The 26,762-nt window shown below is 72.4% G+C and carries 26 protein-coding genes; 16 read left to right on the forward strand and 10 right to left on the reverse strand.

The genetic code is table 11. From position 1 onward, the window contains the following. The first annotated feature begins 18 nt into the window (after nt 1–18). From N4G63_RS15555 to N4G63_RS15570, 4 genes are read left to right on the forward strand one after another with little or no spacing between them, the layout of a single operon-like run. Complete coding sequence (locus N4G63_RS15555; RefSeq protein ID WP_260786718.1) at nt 19–1,035, forward strand: SIS domain-containing protein; 1,017 nt, start codon at nt 19–21, stop codon at nt 1,033–1,035. Between the two features lie 32 nt (nt 1,036–1,067). After that, nucleotides 1,068–2,594, forward strand: coding sequence for a beta-N-acetylhexosaminidase (gene nagZ, locus N4G63_RS15560; RefSeq protein WP_260786367.1), 1,527 nt, complete (start codon nt 1,068–1,070; stop codon nt 2,592–2,594). Further along, nucleotides 2,591–3,922 (forward strand): MFS transporter, encoded by a 1,332-nt coding sequence (locus N4G63_RS15565; RefSeq protein ID WP_260786368.1) that lies wholly within the window; start codon nt 2,591–2,593, stop codon nt 3,920–3,922. Before nagZ ends, N4G63_RS15565 begins: the two co-directional genes overlap by 4 nt. After that, a complete protein-coding gene (locus N4G63_RS15570) occupies nt 3,919–4,755 on the forward strand; it encodes a glycoside hydrolase family 16 protein (RefSeq protein ID WP_260786369.1) in 837 nt (278 codons plus the stop codon). Before N4G63_RS15565 ends, N4G63_RS15570 begins: the two co-directional genes overlap by 4 nt. Before the next feature lie 28 nt (nt 4,756–4,783). Here the strand turns inward: N4G63_RS15570 and N4G63_RS15575 are convergent, their stop codons facing one another. After that, the gene (locus tag N4G63_RS15575) at nt 4,784–5,545 is read right to left on the reverse strand and encodes a GntR family transcriptional regulator (protein WP_443112062.1); all 762 of its coding nucleotides are present in this window, start codon (nt 5,543–5,545) and stop codon (nt 4,784–4,786) included. 298 nt (nt 5,546–5,843) lie between these two features. Between N4G63_RS15575 and N4G63_RS15580 the strand changes: the two genes are divergently transcribed. The 5 genes from N4G63_RS15580 (at nt 5,844) to N4G63_RS15600 (ending at nt 11,464) form a co-directional block, all read left to right on the forward strand. Then, nucleotides 5,844–8,606: a TonB-dependent receptor gene (locus tag N4G63_RS15580; protein WP_314599911.1), complete on the forward strand. Its 2,763-nt coding sequence runs from the start codon at nt 5,844–5,846 to the stop codon at nt 8,604–8,606. 77 nt (nt 8,607–8,683) lie between these two features. Then, complete coding sequence (locus N4G63_RS15585; protein WP_314599912.1) at nt 8,684–9,736, forward strand: glycoside hydrolase family 18 protein; 1,053 nt, start codon at nt 8,684–8,686, stop codon at nt 9,734–9,736. An 86-nt stretch (nt 9,737–9,822) separates the two neighbouring features. Further along, a complete protein-coding gene (locus N4G63_RS15590) occupies nt 9,823–10,476 on the forward strand; it encodes a DUF938 domain-containing protein (protein ID WP_260786372.1) in 654 nt (217 codons plus the stop codon). A gap of 11 nt (nt 10,477–10,487) precedes the next feature. After that, nucleotides 10,488–10,796, forward strand: a complete 309-nt coding sequence (locus N4G63_RS15595) for a 2Fe-2S iron-sulfur cluster-binding protein (protein ID WP_260786373.1) — start codon at nt 10,488–10,490, stop codon at nt 10,794–10,796. 89 nt (nt 10,797–10,885) lie between these two features. Beyond that, entirely contained in the window at nt 10,886–11,464 is a 579-nt protein-coding gene (locus tag N4G63_RS15600) for a DUF3016 domain-containing protein (RefSeq protein ID WP_314599913.1), read from the forward strand. 48 nt (nt 11,465–11,512) lie between these two features. Here the strand turns inward: N4G63_RS15600 and N4G63_RS15605 are convergent, their stop codons facing one another. After that, the gene (locus N4G63_RS15605; RefSeq protein ID WP_260786375.1) at nt 11,513–12,322 is read right to left on the reverse strand and encodes a ParA family protein; all 810 of its coding nucleotides are present in this window, start codon (nt 12,320–12,322) and stop codon (nt 11,513–11,515) included. A gap of 379 nt (nt 12,323–12,701) precedes the next feature. Here N4G63_RS15605 and N4G63_RS15610 point away from each other — a divergent pair, with 379 nt between their 5' ends. The 6 genes from N4G63_RS15610 (at nt 12,702) to N4G63_RS15635 (ending at nt 20,073) form a co-directional block, all read left to right on the forward strand. Further along, complete coding sequence (locus tag N4G63_RS15610; RefSeq protein ID WP_260786376.1) at nt 12,702–12,887, forward strand: hypothetical protein; 186 nt, start codon at nt 12,702–12,704, stop codon at nt 12,885–12,887. A 177-nt stretch (nt 12,888–13,064) separates the two neighbouring features. Continuing rightward, nucleotides 13,065–14,666: a GMC family oxidoreductase gene (locus N4G63_RS15615; RefSeq protein WP_260786377.1), complete on the forward strand. Its 1,602-nt coding sequence runs from the start codon at nt 13,065–13,067 to the stop codon at nt 14,664–14,666. A gap of 397 nt (nt 14,667–15,063) precedes the next feature. After that, a complete protein-coding gene (locus N4G63_RS15620) occupies nt 15,064–16,806 on the forward strand; it encodes a DEAD/DEAH box helicase (protein WP_260786378.1) in 1,743 nt (580 codons plus the stop codon). 346 nt (nt 16,807–17,152) lie between these two features. Next, entirely contained in the window at nt 17,153–18,208 is a 1,056-nt protein-coding gene (locus tag N4G63_RS15625; protein WP_314599914.1) for a hypothetical protein, read from the forward strand. Nucleotides 18,209–18,211: 3 nt separating this feature from the next. Further along, nucleotides 18,212–18,661, forward strand: a complete 450-nt coding sequence (locus tag N4G63_RS15630) for a DUF3717 domain-containing protein (protein ID WP_260786380.1) — start codon at nt 18,212–18,214, stop codon at nt 18,659–18,661. Beyond that, nucleotides 18,658–20,073, forward strand: a complete 1,416-nt coding sequence (locus N4G63_RS15635) for an MATE family efflux transporter (RefSeq protein WP_260786381.1) — start codon at nt 18,658–18,660, stop codon at nt 20,071–20,073. The genes N4G63_RS15630 and N4G63_RS15635 overlap by 4 nt, the downstream gene beginning before the upstream one ends. A 33-nt stretch (nt 20,074–20,106) precedes the next feature. Here the strand turns inward: N4G63_RS15635 and N4G63_RS15640 are convergent, their stop codons facing one another. From N4G63_RS15640 to N4G63_RS15660, 5 genes are all read right to left on the reverse strand, one after another. Beyond that, nucleotides 20,107–21,591 carry an ATP-binding protein gene (locus N4G63_RS15640; RefSeq protein ID WP_260786382.1) on the reverse strand — a complete coding sequence of 495 codons (1,485 nt, stop codon included), beginning with the start codon at nt 21,589–21,591 and terminating at the stop codon, nt 20,107–20,109. 97 nt (nt 21,592–21,688) lie between these two features. Beyond that, complete coding sequence (locus N4G63_RS15645) at nt 21,689–22,399, reverse strand: response regulator (protein WP_260786383.1); 711 nt, start codon at nt 22,397–22,399, stop codon at nt 21,689–21,691. Between the two features lie 141 nt (nt 22,400–22,540). After that, nucleotides 22,541–23,104 carry a Spy/CpxP family protein refolding chaperone gene (locus tag N4G63_RS15650; RefSeq protein ID WP_260786721.1) on the reverse strand — a complete coding sequence of 188 codons (564 nt, stop codon included), beginning with the start codon at nt 23,102–23,104 and terminating at the stop codon, nt 22,541–22,543. A 105-nt stretch (nt 23,105–23,209) separates the two neighbouring features. After that, a complete protein-coding gene (locus tag N4G63_RS15655) occupies nt 23,210–24,175 on the reverse strand; it encodes a hypothetical protein (protein ID WP_260786384.1) in 966 nt (321 codons plus the stop codon). 258 nt (nt 24,176–24,433) lie between these two features. Further along, nucleotides 24,434–24,724: a hypothetical protein gene (locus tag N4G63_RS15660; protein WP_260786385.1), complete on the reverse strand. Its 291-nt coding sequence runs from the start codon at nt 24,722–24,724 to the stop codon at nt 24,434–24,436. A gap of 88 nt (nt 24,725–24,812) precedes the next feature. On the opposite strand from N4G63_RS15660, the gene N4G63_RS15665 reads away from it, so the two are divergent. Further along, a complete protein-coding gene (locus N4G63_RS15665) occupies nt 24,813–25,064 on the forward strand; it encodes an excisionase (RefSeq protein WP_260786386.1) in 252 nt (83 codons plus the stop codon). A gap of 341 nt (nt 25,065–25,405) precedes the next feature. Here the strand turns inward: N4G63_RS15665 and N4G63_RS15670 are convergent, their stop codons facing one another. From N4G63_RS15670 to N4G63_RS15680, 3 genes are all read right to left on the reverse strand, one after another. Further along, a complete protein-coding gene (locus N4G63_RS15670; protein ID WP_260786387.1) occupies nt 25,406–25,795 on the reverse strand; it encodes a hypothetical protein in 390 nt (129 codons plus the stop codon). Beyond that, nucleotides 25,767–26,033, reverse strand: a complete 267-nt coding sequence (locus N4G63_RS15675) for a hypothetical protein (RefSeq protein ID WP_260786388.1) — start codon at nt 26,031–26,033, stop codon at nt 25,767–25,769. The genes N4G63_RS15670 and N4G63_RS15675 overlap by 29 nt, the downstream gene beginning before the upstream one ends. Nucleotides 26,034–26,094: 61 nt before the next feature. Continuing rightward, nucleotides 26,095–26,757 (reverse strand): hypothetical protein, encoded by a 663-nt coding sequence (locus N4G63_RS15680; protein ID WP_260786389.1) that lies wholly within the window; start codon nt 26,755–26,757, stop codon nt 26,095–26,097. Nucleotides 26,758–26,762: the final 5 nt, after the last annotated feature.

A 26,762-nucleotide genomic window follows, 5' to 3' on the forward strand; every position in this document is an offset into this window, starting at 1 on the left:
ACCGTGCCGCCCTCGCGCATGCGCCTGGAGGCGCTGGAAGCCCCGGCCGCGGTGGCCCGCGCCCTGGCCGCCGCCGGCCCCACGCTGGCCGCGCTGGGCGCCAGCCTGCGCGCCGCGCCGCCGCAGTCCATCCTCACCGTGGCGCGTGGCAGCAGCGACCATGCCGCGCACCACATGGCCTACCTGGTGATGGCCCGCCTGGGCCGCCTGGTGACTTCGCTGCCGATGTCGCTGATCACCCTGTACCAGTCGCGCCTGCACTGCGAGGGCCTGCTGGCACTGGCCTTCTCGCAATCGGGCCAGAGCCCCGACCTGGTGGCGCCGATGCGCTATGTGCGCGCCCACGGCGGGCGCAGCGTGGCCCTGGTCAACGACGCCGCCTCGCCGCTGGCCCAGGCCGATGCCGCGCAATGGCTGCTGCCGCTGTCGGCCGGCCCCGAGACCAGCGTGGCCGCCACCAAGAGCTACCTGGCCCAGCTGGCCCTGGGCGCCGCGCTGGTGGCGCACTGGCAGGACGACGCCGCGCTGCTGGCCGCGCTCGCGCAGCTGCCCGCCGCACTGGCCGAGGCCGCGGCGCTCGACTGGCAGCCGATGGTCGAGGCCCTGGCCAGCGCGCGCCAGCTGTACGTCATCGGCCGCGGCACCGGCCTGGCCATCGCGATGGAGGCCGCGCTCAAGTTCAAGGAGGTGGCCGGCATCCACGCCGAGGCCTTCTCGGGCGCCGAGGTGCAGCACGGCCCGATGGCGCTGATCGACGAAGGCTGGCCGCTGCTGGTGATCGCCCCGCGCGGCCCGGCCCAGGCCGGCCTGATCGAGCTGGCGCAGCAGATGCGCCAGCGCGGCGCACGCGTGCTGCTGGCCGCGCCGGCCGGCGTGGCGGGTGCCGAGCTGCCGCTGGCCACCACCGGCCATGTCGACCTCGACGCGATCACCGCGGCGCAAAGCTTCTACCCGACCGTCGAGGCCCTGGCCCGCGCCCGCGGCCTCGACCCCGACCAGCCGCGCCACCTGGCCAAGGTCACGCGCACGCGCTGAACCCCGCGCCCACCGAACACCCAGTGCAGTACATGAGCGACACCGATTTCCACCCCGGCCGCCTGGTGATGGTCGACATCCCCGGCCGCCACCTCGACGCCGACACCGCAGCCTTCCTGCGCGAACACCGCATCCGCGCGGTGTGCCTGTTCCGCAAGAACCTGGGCGACGAGGCCGAGGTGCGCGAGCTGCTGGCCGACCTGCACCGCGTGCTGGGCCCGCAGGCGCTGATCGCGCTCGACCAGGAAGGCGGCTCGGTGCTGCGTGCCACCTTCGTGCCGCAGGCGCCCTCGGCCATGGCCCTGGGCGCCGCCGGCAGCGACGGCGCCGCCTGCGCCCAGGCCGAGGCCGTGGGCGCGGCGGTGGCGCGCGCGCTGCGGGCACTGGGCATCAACTGGAATTTCGCACCGGTGCTCGATGTCAACAGCAACCCGGCCAATCCGGTGATCGGCGAGCGCAGCTTCGGTGCCGAGCCCGACGCGGTGGCCCGCCTGGCCGGCGCCTGGATGCGCGGCAGCCTGCGCGAGGGCGTGGCCTGCTGCGTGAAACACTTTCCCGGCCATGGCGACACCCACGAAGACTCGCACCACGCCCTGCCCACGGTGAACAAGTCGCTGGCCGAGCTGCTGGCGCTGGAGCTTCGGCCCTTTGCCGCGCTGGCCGGCCAGGCACCGGCGGTGATGAGCGCGCACATCGTCTACCCGCAGCTCGACCCCGAACACCCCGCCACGCTGAGCCGCCCGCTGCTGCATGGCCTGCTGCGCGAGCGCCTGGGCTACCAGGGCGTGGTGATCACCGATGCGCTGATGATGCAGGCCGTGCACGCCCGCTGGGGCCATGCCCGCGCCGCGGTGCTGGCGCTGCAGGCCGGCGCCGACATGCCGCTGGCCCAGGGCAGCCGCGCCGAGCAGGCGGCCACGCTGCAGGCCATCGGCGAGGCCCTGGCCGATGGCCGGCTCGAGCGGGCCGCGCTGCAGCGCTCGGCCGCGCGCCTGGACGCGCTGGCCACCACCTACCCGGTGCGCCCCGGCCCCTACGACACGCCCACCCGCGCCGCCGACGACCGCCGCATGCACGCCGCCTGGGCCCGCGGCCTGAGCGCGCTGCGCGACCCGCAGCCGCCAGCGCCTGGCGCCCGCCTGCGCGTGCTCACCCAGGCCGATGTGGCCAGCGACGGCGTGGCCGAGGCCGGCCTGCCGGCCAGCGCGGTGCGCGGGCTGTTCGAGGGCTGGGCCGATGTCGAGTGGTGCACCGTGCCCGACCTGGCCCGCGCCACCCCGGCCGATCTGGGCCCGGCCGATGGCCGCGTGCGCGTGCTGGTGTCCAACCACCGGCAGCGTTATGCACCCGGCCATGGCCTGCGCCCCGATCTGCACCTGGCGCTGTGGAACCCGTTCCAGGCCGCCGACATCGACGCGCCAACGGTCGTCACCTGGGGCCATGCCGATGGCGCGCTGGCCGCCCTGGCGGCCTGGCTGCACGGCCGCGCCGATGCGCCGGGCGTGCCACCGGCACCGCTGCTGGCCGCACCGGCGCCAACGCAGGCGGTGGCCGCATGACGCCGCGCAGCCCCGCCACCTGGGTGCTGAGCCTGTACTTCATGCAGGGCCTGCCGTTTTTCATGGTCAACGTGGTGGCCGGGCTGATGCTCAAGAGCCTGGGCGTGGCCAATGACGAGATCGCGCGCTGGACCGGCCTGCTGGGCCTGGCCTGGGTGTTCAAGCCGCTGTGGAGCCCCTTGCTCGAGGCGGCCCCCAGCCAGAAGTGGCTGGTGGTGGCCGCCCAGGGTGCCGGCGCGCTCACGCTCGGCGCGGTGGCGCTGGCCTTGCAGTTGCCGGCCTACTTTGCCGCGGTGATCGCGCTGCTGGCGCTGGCCGCCATCGCCTCGGCCTCGCACGACATCGCCTGCGACGGCCTCTACATCGCCTCGCTCGACGCCCGCCAGCGCGCCCTGTGGGCCGGCTGGCTGGGCGCCTGCTTCAATGCCGCCAAGCTGGCGGCGATGGGCGGCCTGGTGATCCTGGCCGGCGCACTCGAGCCGCGCATCGGCGTGGCCGCGGCCTGGGCCACGGTGTTCGGCCTCACCGCGCTGGCCATGGCCTTGCTGGCCGGCTACCACGCCTGGGCGCTGCCCGACACGCGGCGCGCCACGGCGCCATCCGCAGACGCCACCGCCACCGCCACCGCCACCGCACCCGGCGCACCGCTGGCCGGCACCCTGGTCGACGTGCTGCGCAGCTTCTTCCAGCTGCCCGGCGTGGGCTGGGCTATCGCCTTCATCGTGCTGTTTCGCGCCGGAGAGGCGCAGGTGCAGACCATCGGCCCGCTGTTTCTGAAAGACGCCGTGGCCGCCGGCGGCCTGGGCCTGGCCACCAGCGAGGTGGGCTGGAGCTATGGCACGGCCGGCACGCTGGCCTTTCTGGCCGGCAGCATCGCCTCGGGCTACTTCACCGCCTGGCTGGGCCTGCGCCGCGCGCTGCTGACGCTGGTGGTGGCGATGAACCTGCCCAACCTGGCCTTCTGGCTGCTGGCCGTGGCCCAGCCCAAGAGCCTGTGGCTGATCTCGGCGGCGGTGAGCCTGGAGACCTTTGGCTACGGCTTCGGCTTTGTCGCCGTGATCCTGTTCATGATGCAGTTCGTGGCCGGCAGCCGCTACCAGACCGCGCACTACGCGCTGGCCACCGGCTTCATGGCGCTGGGTTATGTGCTGTTCAAGACGGTGAGCGGCGATGTCCAGCAGGCGCTGGGCTACCGCCACTTCTTCCTGTGGGTGCTGGTCTGCGCGCTGCCGGTGTTTGCCATGCTGCGCCGGCTGCCGATCCGCGACGAGCCACCGGCCGCCGCCCCGACCCCGGCCCCGGCCCCGGCCCCGGCCCCGGCCCCATGATCTTCTTCGACGACTTCGCGCAGCCCGACCTGGCCGGGCTGGCCGCCGATGGCTGGATCGTGCGCAGCCTGGCCGGCCACCCCGGCGTGCCCGGTGCGCGCTGGGGCGCCGCCGGCCTGGCGCTGGTGGACGACCCCCAGCGCCCCGGCAACCGCCTGCTGCAGCTGCGTGCGCAAACCGATGGCACGCCGGCCGGCACGCAGCAGGCCCAGCTGTGCAGCGCCCGCAAGATGCTGGTGGGCACCTATGCCGCGCGCATCCGCTTTCACGACGAGCCGCTGGCGGGCGCCGACGGCGACCCGGTGATCCAGACCTTCTACGCCGCCAGCCCGCTGGCCCACGACTACGACCCGCGCTTCTCCGAGGTCGACTGGGAGTACCTGGCCAACGGCGGCTGGGGCAGCCCGCACACCCGCTTGTACGGCCTGAGCTGGCAAACCGTGCGGATCGAACCCTGGGACGCGCACAACAGCGCCCATGAGCGGCCGGGCAGCCTGGCCGGCTGGCACCAGCTGCTGATGCAGGTCACACCGGCCGAGGTGCGGCTGTTTGTCGACGGCCAGCCCTTCGCCGTGCACGGCGGGCGCAGCGTGCCGGTGCAGCCGATGGCGCTGCAGTTCAACCTGTGGTTCTCGCCGGGTGGGCTGGGCGCACCCAGCAGCCAGCCGCGCCTGTGGCGCTACGAGGTCGACTGGGTGCTGCACGCCCGCGACCGCCTGCTGGACGCCGCTGCGGTGGAGGCCGAGGTCGCCCGCCTGCGCCAGGCCGGCCTGGCCCGGCAGGACACCCTGCCCGCCGCCCAGCCGCCACTGAGCAGCCCCTGCAATCTGTGACGCCGGGCGGGCCAGCCGGCCCGCTCACTCAGCCGGCATTGAGCTCGGCCACGAAGTCATAGGTGTCGCCGCGGTAGACCGATTGCGACAGCTCCACCGCGCGGCCATCGGCCAGGTAGCCCAGGCGCTCCACCAGCAGGCCGGCGTCGCGCGGCTTGGCTTCCAGCAGGCGCGCCTGCTCGTCGGTGAGCAGCAGCGCATGCAGGCGCTGCAGCGCGCGCACCGGGCGGTGGCCGGCCAGATCGAGCGCCTCGTACAGCGAATGGTCCACCGCCGCCAGCGAGGGCACGGTCCAGGCCGCCAGCGTGCAGCGCTCGATGGCCATCGGATGGCCGTCGGCCAGGCGCAGGCGGTCAAACCGAAACACCGTGGTGCCGGGGCTCAGCGCCAGCTTCAGCGCCTCTTCGGGCGACACGGTGCCCTCGCTCTTTTTCAGCCACACGCTGCTGGGCGAGCGCCCGCGCGAGCGCATGTCTTCTGAAAACGAGGTCAGCTTGGCAAAGTTCTTGTCGATGCGGGTGCAGACGAAGTTGCCGGCGCCCTGGCGCTTTTCCAGCAGGCCCTCGGCCGCCAGGCCATCGATGGCCTTGCGCACGGTGATGCGCGACACGCCCAGCTCCTCGGCCAGCACACGCTCGGGCGGCAGCGCGGTTTCGGGGCCCAGCACGCGCTGCTCGATGGCGCGGCGCAGCACCTGCTGCAACTGCAGGTACAGCGGCTGGCTCGACGCCGAATCCAGTGCGCCCAGCAGCGCGGCCACCGCCGCACTGTCTTGCGGAGCGGCATTCACGACGCGGGGCGAGGCCAGAAGTTCATGACCACTAGCATACCAAACCACCCAGCCATCGCCGGCGCCAGCCAGGCCCCGCCGGCCCCGGGATTCACCTGCCCCGCCGCTGGCGCACACAGGCCCAGCACCCCGCAAACCCAGGACACCCAGCCGACACACGCGGGAAAACTGGTAGCAACATTGGCGTGATTGGTAGTATATTGGTATCACACCAATGCAGACCGCGGACAGAACCAATCCGCCGCCGCGCGACTGCCCAGCCAGGTTGACGACCATCCCCACGCCAGGAGTGCTCCCGATGAAGCTGTCCCCCACCCCGCTCGCCACCCCCATCGCCACCGCCGCGCTGCTGGCCCTGCTGGGCACCGCGGCCCAGGCCCAGCCGGCCGCCACGCCCACCCAGGAAGTGGTGGTCACCGGCATCCGCGGGTCGCTGCAGCAGTCGATCAACCAGAAGCGCAATGCCGAGAGCCGCGTCGAGGTGATCACCGCCGAGGACATCGGCAAGATGCCCGACAAGAACGTGGCCGATTCGCTGCAGCGCGTGCCCGGTGTCACCATCAGCTCGGCCGGCGCCAACGAGGGCGGTTTCGACGAAAACGACCGCGTCAGCATGCGCGGCACCAGCCCCAGCCTGACGCTGACCACCATCAACGGCCACGGCATCTCGTCGGGCGACTGGTTCGTGCTCAACCAGACCGGCACCGTGGGCCGCAGCGTGAGCTTCTCGCTGCTGCCGTCCGAGCTGGTGGACAAGGTGATCGTGCGCAAGAGCGCCGAGGCCAGCCTGATCGAGGGCGGCGTGGTCGGCGCGGTGGACATCATCACGCGCAAGCCGCTGGCCTTTCGCAAGCAGCTCACGCTGGAGGCCGGGGCCGGCATGGTGTATGCCGACCTGCCGGGCAAGACCGACCCGCAGTTCAACGGCCTGATCAACTGGAAAAACGACGCCGGCACGCTGGGCGTGATGCTGCAGGCCTTCAGCGAGCACCGCCACCTGCGCCGCGACGGCCAGGAGCTGCTGGGCTACGAGCAGATCAAGGCCGGCAGCGCGGTGGCCACCGCCCGCCCCGACCTGGCCGGCGTGTGGTACCCCACGCTGATCGGCTCGGCGCTGTTCGAGCAAAAGCGTGAGCGCACCGGCGGCCTGATCGACATCCAGATCAGGCCGACCCACGACCTGACGCTCGATCTGAGCGGCTTCTCGTCGACGATGAAGGCCGCCAACTACAACCGCAACTACATGCTGTGGGCCACCCGCGTGCTGAACCAGGGCGCCGGCCAGGCCCCCGATGCCGGCTACGTGGTGCGCAACAACACCCTGGTGTCGGCCAGCTTCAGCCCGGTGGCCGGCACGACCTACGGTGTGTACGACCAGATCTCGCGCCCTGATGCCGAGGCCACCTCGAACTTCGTGAACCTGGATGCCAGCTGGAAGCCCAACGGCGCCCTCAGCCTGGCCGGCAAGCTGGGCACCAGCAGCGGCAGCGGCAGCACGCCCACGCAGGACGTGGCCGAATGGAACACCGGCGTCGGCAGTGGCGCCGCGTGGCGGCTGAACGGCGTGGACCGCGCGGCCGACTGGTCGCTGGGCACGGCCAACAACGCCAGCCCGGCCGGCCTGGGCCTGGGCTGGATCTTTGGCGACCAGAACATCCACGTGAAGGACAAGGAGAACTGGGCCCAGCTCGACGGCGAGTACGTGGTCGACAGCGGCCTGCTGGCCAAGCTGAAGTTCGGCGTGCGCGCGATGGACCACACGCGCAAGTCCGAAGGCGTGATCGGCCAGGGCCCGGGCTGCAAGACCAGCACCGGCCAGAACGTGGGCTTCGACTGGTTGCAGGCCTACTGGTGCCCGGCGGGCACCGCCTCGGCCGCCGACCCGGCCAACTTCCCGCAGGGCTTTGCCACCTACCCGGGCGACTTCGGCAACGGCCTGGGCGGCAACTTCCCCGGCGGCATCTGGTACTACACCCCCGAGCAGCTGGCGGCCTACAACGCCCGCCTGGCCAACCGCTCGACCGACGGCTCGCGCCTGAACTGGAACTCGACCTACGCGCTGAAGGAAAAGCGCAACGCCGCCTATGTGCAGGCCAATCTGGACGGCAAGGGCTGGTCGGGCAATGTCGGCCTGCGCCTGGTGCAGACGAGCGAACGCGTGACCAACAACATGGCCGTGAACGCCACCACGCCGGGTGCTGTCACCAGCTCGGCCTTCGGCCCGTTCAAGCCGGTGAGCACCGAGCACCGCTACACCGACGTGCTGCCCAGCGCCAACCTGCGCATCGAGCTGAGCAAGGAGCTGGTGGCCCGCCTGGCCGCGGCGCGCACCATGACCCTGCCCGATTACTCGGCGCTGGCCGCCTCGGTGGCGCTGTCGCCGCCGGCGGTGGCCGGCGGCGTGGGCTCGGGCTCGGGCGGCAACCCCGACCTGAAGCCGGTGCGCTCGACCAACCTCGACGCCACGCTCGAGTGGTACTTCGCGCCGCGCTCGCTGCTGACGGCCAGCGCCTTCTACATGGACCTGCGCAGCTACGTGGGCCTGGGCCAGGTGAAGAAGCAGTTCATGACCTACAGCGCCGCGGTGCCGCAGGGCGCGCTGGTGGACTACCTGCTCACCGTGCCGGTCAACAGCAGCGGCAAGGTCAAGGGCCTGGAGTTCGCCTACGAGCAGCCGCTGTGGAACAACTTCGGTGTCAACGCCAACTTCACCTACACCGATGCCAACGAAGCCGGCGGCGGCCCGCTGGTAGGCGCCTCGCGCCAAACCTACAACCTGGGCGGCTTCTACGAGGACGAGCGCTTCAACGTGCGCGTCTCGTACAACCACCGCTCCAGCTTCTACAGCGGGCTGGACCGCAGCACCGCCTTCTACCAGGCGGCCAGCGACAGCGTGTCGGCCTCGTTCGGGGTGAAGATCAACGAGCAGTTCAGCATCTCGCTGGATGCGCGCAACCTCAACAACCCGAAGCTCAAGTACTACGCGCTCAACGAAGACCAGCCGCGCTCGATCTACGTCAACGGCCGGCAGTTCTTCCTGACGGCGCGGGCCCGGTTCTGAGGCCGAGGGCCGGCATGCACACCACCGGCAGCGGGCTTGCCGTGACGCGGGCCGCCCGGCGCGCAAGGGCGTGGCCCATGACCATGGTGCTGGCCGCGCTGCCAGCCTTGACCGTGGCGTCCGGCCCGGCGCTGATGCCCTACAAGGACGTGTCGCTGGCCATCGATCCGGCCACGCCGCGCATCGCCACGGCGGTGCACGGCGGGCCGCCGGCCCTGCTGCCCGGCGGGCCCGGCCAGCCCAGCCAGCCCGACGGCCGGCTGCCCGGTGGCGCGCAGGCCCTGGTCTGGGCCTTTGCCACCGGCGAATGTGGGCAGGAGCGTTGGGGCCCGTTCGACACCGAGGCCTTCGCAGGCCTGAACGTGGCCGCCTTTGCCGCGGCCGGCGTGCCCTACATCGTGGCCACCGGCGGCGAGGCCGGTGGTTTCCATTGCGCCAGCAATGCCGGCATGGCGCGGTTTCTGGCGCGCTACGACTCCGCACTGCTGCGCGGCATCGATTTCGACATCGAGCGCGACCAGAGCGATGCGCAGATCGCCGACCTGATGGCCCGCGTGGCCTTCGGCCTGCGCCACCGCCCCGGCCTGCGCTGGAGCGTCACGCTGGCCACCCATGCCGCCACAGACGGTAGCCACCAGAGCCTCAACGCCACCGGCGAGCGCGTGCTGGCCGCCGCCCGCTCGGCCGGCGTGCTGGCGCATCTGGTGGTCAACCTGATGGTCATGAACTACGGCCCGGCGCAGCCGCGCCACTGCCCCTTGCGCGAGGCGGCTGCCGGCGCTGCAGCCGCCTGCGACATGGGCGCCGCGGGCCTGCAGGCCGCGCGCAATGTGCAGGCCCGCCACGGCATCGCGCTGTCGCGCATCGCGCTCACGCCGATGCTGGGCCGCAATGACGTGGCCGACAACCGCTTCTCGCTGGCCGATGCGCGCCGCCTGGCGGCCGATGTGCGAGCCTCCGGCCTGGAAGGCCTGCACTTCTGGTCGCTCGACCGCGACCGCGCCTGCGCCGGCGATGCCGACGCGCTGTCCCCGCTGTGCCACGGCCTGCCGGGCCTGGCGCCGCTGGGCTACAGCCGCGCAATGGCGCAGGCACTGGCGGAGGCCTTGGCCGGCACAGCGGCCCGCTGAGTGGCGCGCCCGCTGGCCGGGCGCGAAGCCACCCGGCCGGCGGCGGTCCCTGCAGCGCGGCTGCGCATGGCAGACTGCCGCCCAGCATGAGCCCCGCCCTGCCCCCGATCCGCCAGACCAGCCCCGCCGCCGAGCGCAACAAGGCGCCCATCCTGGCCGAGCTGCTGCGCCTGCTGCCGGCGCAGGGCGCGGCGCTCGAAGTCGCCGCCGGCACCGGCCAGCACGCGGCGCACTTTGCCGCCCACCTGCCCGGCTGGACCTGGCAGCCCACCGATCCCGACGCCGCCGCGCTGTCGTCCATCGCCGCCTGGCGTGCCCAGGCCCAGGCCCAGGCGCATCTGCCCGGCCTGCTGCCGCCGCAGCAGCTGGATGTGCTGGCCGAGCCCTGGCCGGTGACCGGCCTGCCCGGCCCGATCGACCTGCTGTACTGCGCCAACATGCTGCACATCGCGCCCTGGGCCTGCTGCGCGGCGCTGATGCGCGGCGCCGCGCAGCGGCTCGCCCCCGCCGGCCAGCTCATCACCTACGGCCCCTACCTCGTCGAGGGTGAGCCCACCGCGCCCGGCAACCTGGCCTTTGACGCCGACCTGCGCCAGCGCAACCCGGCCTGGGGCCTGCGCCAGCTCGGTGCGGTGGCCACCGCCGCCCGCGCCGCCGGCCTGCAGCTGCACGAGCAGGTGGCCATGCCGGCCAACAACCGCCTGCTGGTGTTTCGCCGCCACCCGCCCCACGGCGGCTGAGGCCCATGGCCATGCCCGACAGCCAGATCCTGCTCACCGTGCTGCCGGGCGGCCGGCAGGTGCCGGTGCTGCCCGGACACACGCTGCTGCAGGCCGCGCTGCGCGAGGGCCTGGCACTGCCGGCCTCGTGCCGCAACGGCAGCTGCCGCACCTGCATCAGCCGCCTGGTGCAAGGCCAGGTGCACCACCGCATCGACTGGCCCAGCCTGCTGGCCGACGAGATCGCCGAGGGCTGGATCCTGCCCTGCGTGGCCGAGCCGGCCCCCGGCTGCCGCGCGCTGGCCCTGCAGCCGGGCGACGGCCGCGGCACGGCCGTGTGAACCCGCGGCAAAGCACGGAACCCACCGCCGCGCGGACGGCTCCCAGCCACAGGCGGGCACCCTTGGCCACCGCCTTCCGGAGGATCCCCATGCACCATCCATCCTGCCTTGAGCCCCACCCCTGCCAGCGGCCAAAAGCCCCGCCGCAGCCCGCGCCAGCCGCGCGGCGGCGGCCACAGGCCGCCAGCGCGCTGGCAGCGCTGCTGCTGGCCATGGCCGCCGCCGCCGCGAGCGGCCCGGCCCGCGCCGCCACGGCCGATGTGCGCTTTGTCGAGCCCGAGCGCTACACCGATGCCGGCCGCGGCATCGACGCCGAACAAGTGCGCGAGGCGCTGGCCCGCCAGCTGCAGCAGCTGGCCGCCACCCGCCTGCCGGCCGACCAGGCGCTGCACATCGAGGTGCTCGACATCGACCTGGCCGGCGAGCTCAACCCCTGGCTGCGGGCCGCCAGCGACATCCGCGTGATGAAGGGCCGCGCCGACTGGCCGCGCCTGCACCTGCGCTACACGCTGGCACGCGGCGAGCAGGTGCTGCGCCAGGGCGAGGCCCGGCTGTCGGACATGAACTACCTGCAGCAGACCGGCCTGGGCGCGGGCCGGGGCAGCCTGGCCTACGAGCAGCGCATGCTCGAGCGCTGGATGCGCGAGCTGCAGGCCGCGCCGCGCTGAGCGGCTGAGCGGCTGAGCAGCTGGGCGGCTGCGCGCCAGCCGCCGCCCTCAGCGCCCGCGCGCCGGCTTGGCCTTGCCCCTGGCCAAGGTGGCCGCGTGCAGCGCGGCGTACAGGCCCAGATAGTCCTGGGTCAGGCGGTGGCGTGCATCCAGGTGCACCATCGGCAGCGCGCGTTCGTGCGATTCCTTGATCTTCACGCTGGCGCCCAGGTAGGGCTGCAGCACCGGCAGGCCCTCGTCGATCAGCTCCTGCACCAGGCGCTGCGGCAGGTTGGCGCGCGGCTGGAACTGGTTGACGACGATGCCGCTGACCCGCAGCTGCGGGTTGTGATCGGCCTGGATCTCCTGCACCGCATCCATCAGCCCGTACAGCGCCCGGCGCGAAAAATCGTCGCAGTCGAACGGGATCAGACAGCCCTCGGCGGCAATCAGCGCCGAGCGGGTGTAGAAGTTCAGCGCCGGCGGGGTGTCGATCCACACCCGGTCATAACGCGTGCCGAGTGCGGCCAGCGCATCGCGCAGCTTGTAGATCTTGTAGCGGCTCTCGAGCTTGCCGTGCAGTTCGTCCAGCCGCGGGCTGGCCGGCATCACGTCCAGGTTCTCGAAGGGCGAGGCGGTGACGAAGGCCTCGATGCCCTCGTCGCGCAGCGTGAACTTGAGCGTCTGGTCGAAGAACTCGGCCACGCCGGGCAGCGGCTCGTCGGCCAGCGCCCCCAGCAGATAGCGGGTGCTGTTGCCCTGCGCATCCAGGTCGACCAGCAGCGTGCGCAGGCCCTGCTGCGCGCCGATGGCCGCCAGGTTGCACGCGATGGTCGACTTGCCGACACCACCCTTCTGGTTGAACACGACCTGGCGCATGAACCCCATCACCTTTGCGGCCAGCCGGCCGCTGCTCGCTGCGGATGGGCCATTGTGCACCGCAACATCACACCCCGCGACCGCAATCGCCGGAACTGGCCGGTGATGACCTTTGTTCTTCGTCATACCGCCGTCATGGGCGGCCTGCACAATCACTCCTGTCGACGCGAAAACCGACCGCACCAATGGGCGGAGTACCGGAACCCGTACCCGGCGCCAGACACCCTGAAGGGCCATGCATGCATGGCCCTTTGCCTTTTCTGCGCACGCCGCGGGCCGGCACGGCACCACGGCAGGGCCGTGGCCGGATGCCTTATGCTGCCGGTACGCTGCATAGCGCGATCGGCGCGCCTTGAGCCTTCCCCAGAGGACACCCCCCTTGGCGACTCCGAACTACTCGTACGAAAAGCGGCAACGCGAACTGGCCAAGAAACGCAAGGCCGAGGAAAAGCGCAACAAGAAGTCGCGCCCCGACGATGGCAGCGCCCCGGCCGAAGAGCACAACAGCGCGCCCGACGGCAACAGCGCCGACGGCGCCCCGCCGGCCACCCCGCCGGCCGCCTGAGTTCCAGGCGCCCCGCCCGCCCTGACTGGGGACAACCCGCCCCTCTTCTAGAGGCAGGAGCCCAGCCCAGCGCTGCGCCAGCCCGCTGGCTGTCATGATTTCGCTGAACCGGTGCCCACGCACTGGACGACGACGGGCCTGCCCCAAGTGCCCGCGCGAGATCATGGAGACCCGGGCATGCGCTACGACTATGTGGTGATCGGCGGCGGCTCGGCCGGCTGTGTGCTGGCCGCGCGACTGAGCGAAGACCCCGCCGTGCAGGTGGCCCTGCTGGAAGCCGGCGCCGACGACACCAGCCCCCTGATCCACTGCCCCGCCGGGCTGGCGCTGATGGCCCGCAGCCCGGCGCTGAACTGGGGCTTCGAGACCGTGCCGCAGCCGGGCCTGAACGGCCGCCGCGGCTACCAGCCGCGCGGCAAGGTGCTGGGTGGCTCGAGCTCGATCAACGCCATGATCTACCTGCGCGGCCAGCCCGCCGACTACGACGGCTGGGCCGCCGCCGGCAATCCGGGCTGGGCCTTCGACGAGGTGCTGCCCTACTTCCGTCGCGCCGAGCACAACACCCGCTTCAACGGTGCACTGCATGGCCGTGGCGGCCCGCTGCAGGCGCAGGATCTGGGCCACCCCAACCCCGGCGCGGCGCGCTTCATCGAGGCCGGGCAGCAGGCCGGCCTGCCGCTCAACGAGGATTTCAACGGCCCCGCGCAGGACGGCGTGGGCTGGTACCAGGTCACCCACCGCGACGGCGAGCGCTGCAGCGCCGCCAAGGCCTATCTGACGCCGGCACGCCAGCGCCCCAACCTCACGGTGCTGACCGGCGCCCAGGCCACGCGGCTGCTGCTGGACGGGCGCCGCGTCACCGGTGTCGAGTTCCGCCGCCGCGACCACGGCCTGCAGCAGGTGCAGGCGCGGCGCGAGGTGCTGCTGGCCGCCGGCGCGCTGCAATCGCCGCAGCTGCTGCTGCTCAGCGGCATCGGCCCCGGCGCCCAGCTGCAGCGCCTGGGCATCCCGGTGGCGCTCGACCTGCCGGGCGTCGGCGCCAACCTGCACGACCACATCGACGTGGTCGAGGTGATGGACGCGCCGCACGCGCGCGAGCTGTTCGGCCTGTCGTGGCACGGCCTGTGGCAGGCGCTGGGCGATCTGCGCGAATGGCGCCGCCAGCGCACCGGCCGGCTGACCACCAACTTTGCCGAGGCCGGCGCCTTTTTCCGCACCGATCCCACCGAGCTGGTGCCCGATGTGCAGCTGCACTTCGTGATCGGCAAGCTGGTCAACCATGGCCGCACCACGGTGCTGGGCCACGGCTGGTCGACCCATGTGTGCCTGCTGCACCCCAAGAGCCGCGGCACGCTGACGCTGGCCAGCCCCGACCCGCTGGCCGCGCCAGCCATCGACCCGGGTTTTCTGAGCCACCCCGACGACCTGCCACGCCTGGTCAAGGGCTTTCAGCGCATGCGCCAGATCACCGCCCAGCCAGCGCTGGCGGCATTGGGCGGGCGGCCGCTGGCGGCCTCGAAGGCAGTGCACACCGAGGCCCAGATCGCCGACTTCATCCGCCGCTACGCCGACACCATCTACCACCCGGTGGGCACCTGCCGCATGGGCCCCGACGCGGCCGCCGGCGCGGTGGTGGATGCGCAGTTGCGCGTGCACGGCATCGCCGGACTGCGCGTGGTGGATGCCTCGGTGATGCCGCGCATCGTGGGCGGCAACACCAACGCGCCGACGATCATGATCGGCGAGAAGGCCGCCGACCTGGTGCGCGCCGCGGCCTGAACCGGCCCTGTGCAGACTGCACGCCCGTCGGGCCGGCCAAGGTCCAAGGCTGGCGCGTTCGGGAAAACTCTGAGAGAATCCGCACTTCGGCGCTGATTTCGGTCAGTGCCTTCGTTCATCCCCTCTGGCCCTCATCGAGCGCGGCCCCGGCGATCCAACAGCGATCGAGCACGGGGAGTCACCGTGTCCCGAGTCCTGGTCGGCGGCGATGCCTGCCGTTGCTTCAGGACTCACGGGTCAGCTGCACCACCACTGCGTGCAGCCCCGCGGCCATCCCCACAGCGACATCACCCCTGGGTGCCCCTCGCGTCATGCCCGACGCCGTGGCGCCATGGGCTTGCCTTGCCATGGCTCACCAGCGCCATCGGGGGAAGCCTTTGCTCCGAGAAAACGAACCATGACCTTCGATACCGAACTGAACACCGCGCTGCCGCTCGACGCCGACCTGGACACCGCCGACACCGCCTCCGCCACCACCGAGCCGCAAGGTGTGCCGGGCGCCGAATTCGCCGCGCTGGGCCTGGCCCCCGAGGTGGTGAGCGCCATCACCCGCGCCGGCTACAACGAACCCACCCCGGTGCAGGCCCGTGCCGTGCCGGTGGCCCTGACCGGCGTCGACCTGCTGGTCTCGTCGCAGACCGGCAGCGGCAAGACCGCCTCCTTCGTGTGGCCGGCGCTGCAGACCATCCTGAACGCCCGCCGCGACCCGGCCAAGAAGCGCGCCAAGGGCCAGCCCTGCGGCCCGCGCATTCTGGTGCTGGTGCCCACGCGTGAACTGGCGCTGCAGGTGGCGCGTGCCTGCACCACCTACGGCCTGGGCATGCAGGGTCTGCGTGTGGCCCACGTGGTAGGCGGCGTGCCCTACCAGGCCCAGCTGAAGGCGCTGCGCGCGCCGCTGGACGTGCTGATCGCCACCCCCGGCCGCCTGCTCGACCTGATGGGCTCGGGTGCCGCCATCCTGAACCAGGTGGACATGCTGGTGCTCGACGAGGCCGACCGCATGCTCGACATGGGCTTCATCGACGACATCACCGCCGTGGCCGAGGCCCTGCCGGCCACGCGCCAGACGCTGATGTTCTCGGCCACCTTTGCCGGCAGCGTGGGCCGCCTGGCGCAAAGCCTGACCCGCGACCCGCAACGCATCAGCATCGATTCGCACACCGACACCCATGCCCGCATCGAGCAGCGCATCCACTGGGCCGACAGCCTGAGCCACAAGCGTGCGCTGCTGGAGCAGCTGCTGGCCGACCCCGAGCTCGACCAGGCGGTGGTCTTCACCAGCACCCAGCAAGACGCCGACGTGCTGGCCGACGCGCTGGCCGACATCGGCCACGCCGTGGCCTCGCTGCATGGCGGCATGCCGCAAGGCCGCCGCAACCGCGTGCTGCAGGGCCTGCGCCAGCGCCAGCTGCGCGTGCTGGTGGCCACCGACGTGGCCGCCCGCGGCATCGACGTGCCCACCATCACCCACGTCATCAACTGGGGCCTGCCGATGAAGGCCGAGGACTACGTGCACCGCATCGGCCGCACCGGCCGTGCCGGCCGCTCGGGCCTGGCGATCACGCTGGCCGAGCGCCGCGATGTGCCGATGATCCGCCGCATCGAGCGTTTCACCACCCAGCCGATCGCCGTGTCGGTGGTGCCGGGCCTCGAGCCCAAGGCGCCGCCGCCCAGCGACAGCCCGCGTGACCGCCGCCCCGGCGGTGGTTTTGGTGGCTTCGGCGGTGGCCGTGGCGAGCGCCCGGCCTTCGGCCGCGGCCGTCCGGGCCCGGGTGGCCAGGGTGGCGGCAACGGCGGTGGCAACGGTGGCGGCTTCGGCTCGTTCAACAGCTTCGGCCGCGACCGTGGCCACGGCGGCCCGGCGCCGCAAGGTGATCGTGGCGGCTTCGGCGGCCAGGACCGTGGCGGCTTTGGTGGCCAGCAGCAAGAGCGGGGCGGCTTCGGCGGCCCGCAGCACGACCGTGGCGGTTTTGGCGGCCCGCGTGGCGGCCATGGCGATGGCCAGGGTGCCGGCGACGGCGGCTTCCGTGGCGGCCGCCCCGACACGCGGGGTGGCCAGGGTGGCTACCAGGCCGATGGCCGCGCCCCGTTCCGCGGCCACGGCCCGGCCGGCGGCCCGCGCCGCGGCGGCTCGCGCTGAGCCCCTGAGGCCGGGCGCCCTGCCCGGCCCCCCCAGGCGCGTCAGCGCATGGGCAGAGTGAAACCCCAGGCGCGCCAGCGCATGGGCAAAGTGGATCCCCAGGCGCCTCAGCGCATGGGATGTGACGCGGCCGAAGCCGCCGAGGCGGCCGCCCCCGCACCGGGAGCGCCGCAAGGTGATCGTGGCGGCTTCGGCCTTTTGGCGCGCCGCATCGATTTCGCGCAGCGTGCGCAGGTGCAGCTCCACGGTCGAGCGGCGAAATTCGCTGAGCACCAGCACGTCGGCGCGAATGCCCTGGGCCTTGAGCCGGTCGGAGAGCTTCATGCCCACGGCCGGATCACCGCCCATGGCCATCACCACCTCGTTGGCAAACAGGTCGGCGCCGCCCACCAGGCCGTCCACCTGCAGCGTGCGCTGGGTCTGCGCCTCCACCGCCGACAAGATGGTGCCGCCGCCCGGCACCGCCAGCGCCAGCACCTTGCCCACCAGGAAGGCATTGCCCAGATCGTCGGACGAACGCTGGCGCAGGATGGATTTCTCGCTGGCCAGGAAGTACGTGCCGAAGGCCGCCAGCCAGCGGTATTCGTCGCGCGTGCGCGCCTCGAGCATGGCGTTGCCAGGAATCTTGCTGCGCCGGCCCTCCTGGCGCAGGAAGTTGCCCGGTTCGTCGTCGAAGGCGCTGGCCATCACGGTGCCGGCGCAGCCGGTCTGGGTGCTCACCTTCACTGTCTGCCCGCCTTCCAGCGTGAGGCTCATGGTCTGGTCGTGGTTGGCTTCCTCGCGTGCCTGGTGCATCACCGACCAGAAGGCCTGGTCGTCCACCGACATCGTCGAGCCGCCACGCAGCAGTGCGGTGAGCTCGAACTTCTGCCCCGGCGCCGGCAGGGCGCGCTGGTTCACCGCCAGCACGCGGGCGCCCAGTTTCAGCTCGTCGGGCGCGGCCTCGTCGAGCCAGGCGACGCGCCAGTGCTCGTCCATGCCGGTGGCCTGCCTGAACAATTCCTGGTGCTTGCCCGACAGGCCCTTGCGCACTGTGCGCGTGCTCCACAGCACGAAGGGCTCGATCTCGGTGGTGTCGTCGCACAGCGGCTCGGCGCCCCAGGCCACATGGATGGCCGCCTCGCGAAACGCGATCTCGTGCTTGAGCCCTTCCTTGAAGCGCTGGCGGTCGAACTCGTCGCTGAACTCGCCCGCCTGCAGCGGGCCGATGGCCAGGGCGGCGCTCAGCGCCAGCAAGGCGGGAGCGGCAGCGCGGCGGCAGTTGGGCAGGTGGATGCGCACGTGTCACGGCACCACTGCGTTGGCGGCGCCCCCCGGTTGGATGAAGCGTCCCCAGTATGCATGGCCCGTGCCGGGCAGCGGGTGGCGGCAACAGGCTATGCTCGCGGCCCTTTCGCCTTGACCCATGGCCGGCATCCACATCACCGACATCGAGAGCGCCATCAACTGGTGGCGCGAGCGCTCGCCCTCGCCCGACGGCCTCAGCCTGAGCCCGCCGGTGCGCGCGCTGGCCGAGGTGTACGCGCTGATGGTGTATTACCGCGAGTCGCTGGCCGACGAGCGCAGCATGCCTGCCGCCGCGCGCAATGCCTGGCTCGACTGGTACCACAGCACGCCCGATGCGCCCTGCATCGCCATTTGCTCCACCGCGCAGGGCGATGCCATCTGCAAGGGCTGTGGCCGCAGCGAGGACGAGGTGCAGCACTGGCCGCAGCTCAGCCCGACTGAAAAGCGCCTGGTGTGGCGGCGCATCACCACCGAAGGCACGGCCTGGCGCTTCAACCGCTATGCCGAGCGGGCACGGGTGGCCGGTGGCGCGCCGTCCGGCGCGGCGCCAGCGCCCGGCGATCAATGAGCGGCGCGGCCAGGGCGGGCGCACCGGCGGCCACCGGCTGGGGCGGCAGCGTGCGCCGCATCGTGCCGCTGGCCTGGCCGCTGTTCATCGGCCAGCTGGCGGTGCTGGGTTTTGCCACCGTCGACACCATGCTGGTGGCCCGCCATTCGGCCACCGACCTGGCCGCTCTGGCGGTGGGCAGCGCGGCCTACATCACGGTGTTCATCGGCCTGATGGGCGCGGTGCTGGCCATCGGCCCCATCGTCGGCCAGCTGTTCGGCGCGCAGCGCCTGCACGAGGCCGGCCACCAGGTGTGGCAGGCCGGCTGGCTGGCGCTGGCGATGTCGCTGCTGGGCAGCGCGCTGCTGGCCTTTCCCGAGCCCTTTCTGGCGCTGGCGCAGGCCTCGCCGGCGGTGGCCGACAAGGTGCGCGGCTACCTGCTGGCGCTGGCCGCCGCGCTGCCGGCGGCGCTGCTGTTCACGGTGTACCGCGGCTTCAACAACGCGGTGTCGCGGCCCAAGGCGGTGATGGCCCTGCAGCTGGGCGGGCTGGCGCTGAAGGTGCCGCTGTCGTGGCTGCTGGTGGCCGGCTCGCCGGGCCTGGGCCTGCCGGCGCTGGGCGTGGTGGGCTGCGGCATCGCCACCGCGCTGGTGATGTGGGCGCAGCTGATCGTGGCCCTGTGGGTGATGCGCCGCGACAGCTTCTACCAGCGCTTTGACCTGGCCCAGGCCGGCCACCGCGCGCCGCATGGGCCCTCGCTGCGGGCTCTGCTGAAGCTGGGCATTCCGATGGGCCTGACCATCCTGGTCGAGGTGACCGGCTTCTCGTTCATGGCCATCTTCATCTCGCGCCTGGGTGAAACCGCGGTGGCCGGCCACCAGATCGCGGCCAACCTGGTGTCGATCCTGTTCATGATGCCGCTGGGCCTGTCCAACGCCACCAGCACCCTGGTGGCCCAGCGCATCGGCGCCGGCGACCTGCGCGACGCCCGCCGCCTGGGCTGGCACGGCCTGCAGCTGACCCTGGGCGTGGCCCTGGTGATGGGCCTGGCGGTGTTTGCCACGCGTGAAGGCGTGGTGCGGCTGTACACCGGCAACGCCGCAGTGGTGGCCGCGGCCCTGCCGCTGCTGGCCTGGGTGGCGCTGTTCCACGCCGCCGATGCGGTGCAGACCCTGGTGGCCTTTGTGCTGCGCGCCTGGCGCATTGCCACCGTGCCGATGGTGATCTACGTGGTGGCGCTGTGGGGCGTGGGCCTGGGCGGCGGCTACTGGCTGGCCTTTGCCAGCCAGACCAGCACGCCGGCCGCCTGGCACGGTGCGCGCGGCTTCTGGATCGCCTCGACCACCGGCCTCACGCTGTCGGCGCTGGCGCTGACCGTCTTGCTGGTGTGGGTGATGTCGCGCCAGACCTCGGCGCGCACCGGCACAGCCTGAGCCAGCCAACGGCGCGGCCGGCGGCGCGCAGGCTCAATGCCGCGGCAGGCTCAAGACGAAGCGGCTGCCGCCACCCTCGCGCGCCTCGCAGCGCACGCTGCCGCCGTGGCGCTGGGCGATCTGGCGCACCAGACTCAGGCCCAGGCCCACGCCACCGGCCTGCTCGGCATGGCCGGGCAGGCGGAAGAACGGTTCGAAGATGCGCTCGCGGTACTCGGGCGGCACGCCGGGCCCGCGGTCGCTGACGCTCAACGCCAGGCCACCACCCGGCAGCGGCGCCAGCCGCACCGCCACATCCTGGCCGCCGTAGCGGTGGGCGTTCTCGACCAGGTTGCGCAGCGCGCGGCGCAGCAGGCGGTCGCTGCCGGGCAGCACGCAAAAAGCGGTGTCGCCGGCCTGCGCCTCGGCCGCCTCGGCGGTCTCGTCGCCCACCGCCACCTCGGCGCCAACGCGTGCCGCCTCTTCCACCGCGATGCCCAGCAGGTCGACCTGCTCGTCGCGCTCGAGCGCGCCCGAGGCGTCCAGCCGGCTGGCCAGCAGCACCTCCTCGACCAGCGCATCGAGCTCGCGGATGTTGGTGTCGATCTCTTTCGACAGGCTGGCGCGCTGCGCCGCGGGCGAGGTGTCCGACAGGCCGCCCAGCATGGCCACCGCCATCTTCAGCCGCGCCAGCGGCGAGCGCAGCTCGTGGCTGGCATTGGCCAGCAGACTCTTGTGCGAGTTGACCAGGGTCTCGATGCGCGCGGCGGTCTGGTTGAAGCTGCTGGCCACCGCGGCCACCTCGTCGCGGCCCGAGGCATCGACGCGCAGGCCCAGGTTGCCGCCGCCGAAGGCCTCGACGCCCTGCTTGAGCGCCTCGAGCCGGCGCGTGAGCCGGCGCACCACCGGGTAGGCGCCGGCGGCCACGGCCACGAACAGCACCGCCACCAGGGCCAGCGGCCCCACGGCACGCGGCAGGCCGAAGAACAGGCGGTCGTTGTTGCGCGACGGGCCACTGCCATCGGTGGCGCGAAACTCGGGCGGCGGGCCTTCCGGGCCACCGGGGCCGCCCGGCCCGCCGGGGCCATTGGGCGCGCCGGCACGGCCTGACCAGATCAGCATCGCCTCGGGCGGCGGCCCGCCCAGGGGCCGGCGCAGGCTGCGCCGGGTGAGCAGCAGCGTGCGGCCGTCGTCCAGCCGCACCGAGGCCACCGACATCGGCCCGCCCTCCTCGGCCCGGCGCGCAAAACTTTCGGAGGCGGCGATGCGCCGGCCGCCGGCGTCGTCCAGCGCCATCGGCACCCGCAGGCGCTGCGACCACTCGCGCAGCGCCTCGGCCTGCTGCTCGGCCGGCGCGTCGGCGCCGGGCAGCGAGCGCTGCACCAGCTCGGCCCAGGCGGCCAGGCGGTCATTGGCCACCTGCTCGAAGCGGCTGCGCTCGTCCTCGATGTGGCGCTGCCACATCCAGCCCGACACCAGCGCAAACAGCGCCAGCGCGGCCACCACGGTGAGCCAGATGCGCAGGTAGAGCGATTTCATCGCTGCGGTTCAGCCACCGGCACCGGCCGCACCGGGCCAACCCAAGGGGCCGAGCGCCCCCGCGGGCGGCACGAGCGCTGCGACGCAAAGGCGTGCATCAGGCCTCATGGTCCTGCTTCTTGGCGAAGACATAGCCCACGCCGCGCACGGTGAGCACGCGCTTGGGGTTCTTGGCGTCTTCCTCGATGCAGGCACGGATGCGCGAGACATGCACGTCGATGCTGCGGTCGAAGGCGTCGATCGGGTGGCCCTTGAGCGAATCCATGATCTGGTCGCGGCTGAGCACGCGGCCGGCACTCTTGGCCAGCACCACCAGCAGATCGAACTGGTGGCTGGTGAGATCGCAGGCCTGGCCGCCCAGGCGGGCCTCGCGCGCGCCCAGGTCGATCTCGAGCTTGCCGAACTGCAGCACCTCGTCGGTCACCGGCTCGGGCTGGGCGCGGCGCAGCAAGGCCTTCACACGGGCCAGCAGCTCCCGCGCCTCGAAGGGCTTGGGCAGGTAGTCGTCGGCGCCCAGCTCGAGGCCCAGCACGCGGTCAAGCGGTTCGCCGCGCGCGGTGAGCATCAGCAGCGGCAGGCGCCGCGTGCGGGCATCGCCGCGCAGCTCGCGGGTGAGGTCGAGGCCGTCGCCGTCGGGCAGCATCAGGTCGAGCACCAGGGCGTCGTAGGCAGTCTGGCGCAGCCGGTCGCGGCCCGAGGCCAGCGAGCCGGCGGTGTCGACCTCATAGCCATTCGCGCGCAGGTAGTCGCCCACCATGGTGGACAGGCGCGCATCGTCGTCGATCATCAGCAGCCGGGCGGTGGTCATGGACAGAACACTGTAGAGGTTTGAAATGGAAAAAGCGCCCCGGCGCACCTTGGCGCCGGAGCGAAGCCCTGGGTCAAGCGGTCGCCAGGACGGCGGTTCGGGTCGGTGCGAATCCGTGCGGTCTGGTCAGGGGCCTGCGGCTCAGCTGTGCGGCGGGCGGCCGCCCTCGCGCTCGGGCGGCGGGCGCTGCAGGCGCTCGCGCTGCTGCGCACGGCGCTCGGCCAGCTTCTGGCGCTGCTCGGGCGTGAACACCGCGCCGCTGTCGAGTGCGGCCTGCAGCATGCGCTTGCTGGCCAGATCGTGCTGGGCGTTGAGCTTCTGGCGCAGCGCTTCGGCGGCGGCGGCGTCGACCTGCGGCGCGGCCAGCAGCTGCTGCATCTGCTGGTGCAGCTCGCGTGCGCTGTCGTGCTGCCGGCGCAGGTCGTCCTGCGCGGCGCGCCGGATCTCGCGCAGCTTGCCCTTTTGCTCGGCGCTGGCGCCCACCGCATCGAGCTCGCGCTCGGACAGCATGCCCGGGACGGAAACCGGCGCGCCCATGCCGGGGCCCATGCGGTGCATGCTGGCGTGGCGCGGACCGGGCTGGCCAGCGCCTTCGGGCGGCTGGGCCATCACCACGCTGGCCACGCCGGCCAACAGGGCCAGCAAGGCCACCGGGGCCACCAGCCGGTGCGGGGCCAAGGCCCCGCGGCTCATGTGAAACATCATCGTCTTCACCTCAATCACTGTGCAGTGTCGAGATCGTGACCGCGGCCGGTATCGCCCGCACGCCGGCTTTGTAAAGTTGGGTGAAAAGCGCGCGCCTGCACGGCCTCAGGGCGTTGCCGGCTCCACCCGCAGCAGACGCCGGCGCAGCGCAAAGTCGGGGTTGGCGCTGCGCAGCTCCAGGCGCAGCAGCATGCCGCTGGCGCGGTCAACGGCCATCACGCCATCCAGCCGCGCGGCGTTGGCGGTCTCTGCCAACGCCGGCGGCGGCGGGGGTGCCTCGCCGAACAGCTCAATCACCGCCACGTCGAAACGGCGCCCGCCAATCGTCTGCGGCCCGGTGGCCACCACCTGGCCCCGCACGCGGGCGGTGGCCACCAGTTCGCCGGCCGCCGCCAGATCGCCCGACAGCACCTGGCCCAGGGCCAGATCGCGGCGCAACAGACGGCGCCACGCGATCAGCGGCGCGGCGCCCTCGCCCAGGGTGTTGCCCAGCAGGTCTTGCTGCCACAGTTCGCCGGTGGCGCGCCCGTCGAGCTCGACACGGAACTCGATGCGGTCGCGCCGCAGGCCGGCCACCTGCAGGCCCAGCAGGTGGGCGCTGGCATGCAGGCCCGCGCGCTCCTCGTAGATCAGACGCTCGCCCAGCGCCACCGGCAGGGCCTGCACCCGGTGCGCGGCCATGCCGGCCGGTGCCGTGCCGCACGCCTGGGTTTGTGCGGCAGCGCGCAGCGCCTCGAAGCGGCCCTTCAGCTCGGCCAGCTGCTGCGCCTCCTCGCCATCGGGGCGCATGGCCAGCAGCGCCGGCCAGAACACCATCACCCCCAGGCCCAGCGCGATCATGTTGTTGCCGGCCCGCGAATCCACCGCATAGGCCACATCGGCGGCACGCTGCTGCACGGCGTCGAGCTCGTCGAACAGGCGCTCGCAAGGCCAGCCGGCATAGGCCGCGGCATCACCCGGCCTGGGCTGCACGGCCGAAGAATGCGTGGCGCAGCCAGTCTGCAGCAGGCACAGCAGTGCGGCAGCGGTGGTGGCAGCAACGCCCTGGCGAAACCTCGGACAACGGAACATGGCCCCGCCATTGTGCCGCGTGCCGCAGGCCGCCCCACGCCCCCGCCGCGCCCGGCCCGCCCACTGCGCCGGCGCAGCGCGCCAGCAGGCCCGGGGCGCCGCACAGGCAACAAAAAAGCCCAAGTGAATCAATCACTTGGGCTTTTGCTTTGGCGGAGAGGGAGACTGTCAACACCCGCGCCAGTACTCGCTCTCCGGCCGGTCGGGTATCCCTTCGCCAGTCTGTCCGCCAGGTGCGCCGCCCAGCCCGGGACAGCTCTATCCGCGCCTGGGCTTTGCGCTCTTTCGGCGGCTCAAGACCTGCAGCAGCGCAGCCATGTCCGGTTCAGCGGCTGGCGCGGCCGGCTGGGGCGTTGGCTGCATCCGCCCGGCGCCCAGCACGCGCTCCAGCTCGCTGCGCATCAGCAGCGGGCGGCCGTTGGGCTTGCGCTCGACATGCAGGCCCAGGCGCTTTAGGTAGCGGATCCGAGCAGCCGGCGCCACCAGCGGTGCGCACAGTTCGTTCAGTTCATCGTCGGTCAGCCAGGGCAGCGCAACGGCGGTGGACATTCAAGAATCGAAGCGTGGCGAATGCCCGGCATCATCAGGGCAGCGCCACCGCCTCGCAAGGATCGCCATGCCACCCGCGCCGAAGTTCATGACGCTGGCCGAGTGGGGTGCAATGCGCTTCACGACACCTCCGTCGGCCTACGTGCTACGGCAGCTGTGTCGGCGCGGGCTGTTCGATCCGCCGGTCGAGAAGATTGGGCGCACCTGGTACATCCGCGAAGACGCCGTGTTGCTCACGGCTGATGCCAGGGGGCACGACTTGGAGGTCAGCGGCGACCCTGGCGCACCGCCGCGCCGCCTGACGCTGGTGGAGAAGCTGAAGTTGGGCGGGGCGATCTGATGGCCGAGCGCCTGGCCAGCCATGCTCGCTTGCGACAAGAAAACGCCCCGAGGCCATGTCGACCGCGGGGCGGGGAACCGGGGGGACTGAGGAGTCTCCGGATGGGCTCAGGGAGGACAAGCCCAAGGCCTTGCGGCCCGGCGGCATGGTACCGCACCCTGCCCTCCGCCGGTCCCCGGCACCCGCCGGCTGTTGCAGCCCTCCGCGCTGGCTGCGGCGCGGTTTCTTCGTGGGCTGGCCCCAGCCTCATCGGGTGGGCCTCGCGTGCGCGCGCGATGGCCTGCAAGAATTCCGGGTGCGCCTTCTTCCACCCCGCCAGCGCGGGCGCCTGGCGCCGCTCATCAGTCCAAGCTGCCCTGAGCTGCAGTCTCAAGAAGGCTGTCGACGGCCGCCAGGTGCTCAGCCGTCGCCGGCCCTGCGAACCTGAACAGCTCCTGATGGTCGTTCCAAGCGGCATATTGGGTGATCGGCGGCGCCGGCGGCTCGGGCTGCTGCGTGATCAGCATCCGCGCCCGCGCATCGGCCAGCGCATCGACCTGCACCTGCAGCACACCAGGATCCGAACTGCCTTGAGTCTCCAGCAGGCGTTCAAGGTGCGGGGTGCTCATGAACGGCAGCACCTTGTGCCACGCGGATTCGGGCTCCTGGTGGACCGGCACGCGCCGGCGCCGTAGCTCGGCCCTGGCCAGCGCGCGCCGCACATCAGCCGGCAAGGTCGCGAAGATCGTCATCGGACAAGTCCTTCAGGTCGATGGTCAACGCCTGCAGGCGCGGGTGGCAGTAGGGCGCCGCGGCCTTGGCCGCTTCCATCCGCTTGGCGGCCGACATGCGGGGGTTGCGCATCACGTGCAGCAGGTACTCGACCGGCGTCAGGCCAGCCGCTGCCGCCGCCGCAGCCGTCTCGCGGGTCTTGTGGTTCTTGCTGCCCGGTGGTCGGCCGGCGCCGGGGCGGGTGCCGCCTCGTGGCATGGTTTCGATTTCCTCTGATTGTTCGGGCCTGCCGGCGGCTCGAGCGGCCCGCCGGCCGCCCTCAGCCGCCCAGGAACTCGTTCAGCGAGTAGCCGGCCAAACTGCCCGCCTCGGCCCCCGCCTGGTTGGTGGCCGTCGTGCTCGTGGCGGAGATCGCCGCAACGGCCGCCGCCAGGTCCGCGGCGAACTGCTTCAGCCGGTCGGCCCCCAGTTGAACCAGCGCGGCGGTACTGGCGCCTCGCACGGCCGTCTGAACGGCGGTGGCCAGGCGCAGCAGCTCGCCGTCGGCGTCTCCATCGATGGACGCGTTGTTGCGGTAGCCCTGGAAGGTCCGGGTGCGGTGCAACTCGCTCACGCGCTCCTGGCCCAGTTGCGCGAGGTCGGAGGCGGTGACACCTGCGCCGCCGACGCCCGCCGCCAACAGCTCGTCGATCATGCGTCTGGTGTCGGCGTTGACCGCGGGCGCGGTGGCGCGTGCGTGGTTCGCGCTGAAGTTCGACACGCCGACGGCGAACTCGACCGGGCCGGCCTGCCCGCGCGCTGCGCTGTTCCCGACGGCCTCCGACTTGAAGCGCCGAACGAACTCAGCCAGTTCGGCGGGGGACAGCTGCCGGTTCGAGTTGCCGCAGGCGCTGGCGATTGCCAGCTGCACGGTGGCATTGACCTGCACGCCGCCGGCCTCCAGGGCGTCGACGATCTGGGCGGCGGTGGTGGTGCGTGCCATGGTGC

It is taken from the genome of Aquabacterium sp. OR-4 (assembly GCF_025290835.2).
Lineage (GTDB): Bacteria > Pseudomonadota > Gammaproteobacteria > Burkholderiales > Burkholderiaceae_C > Pseudaquabacterium.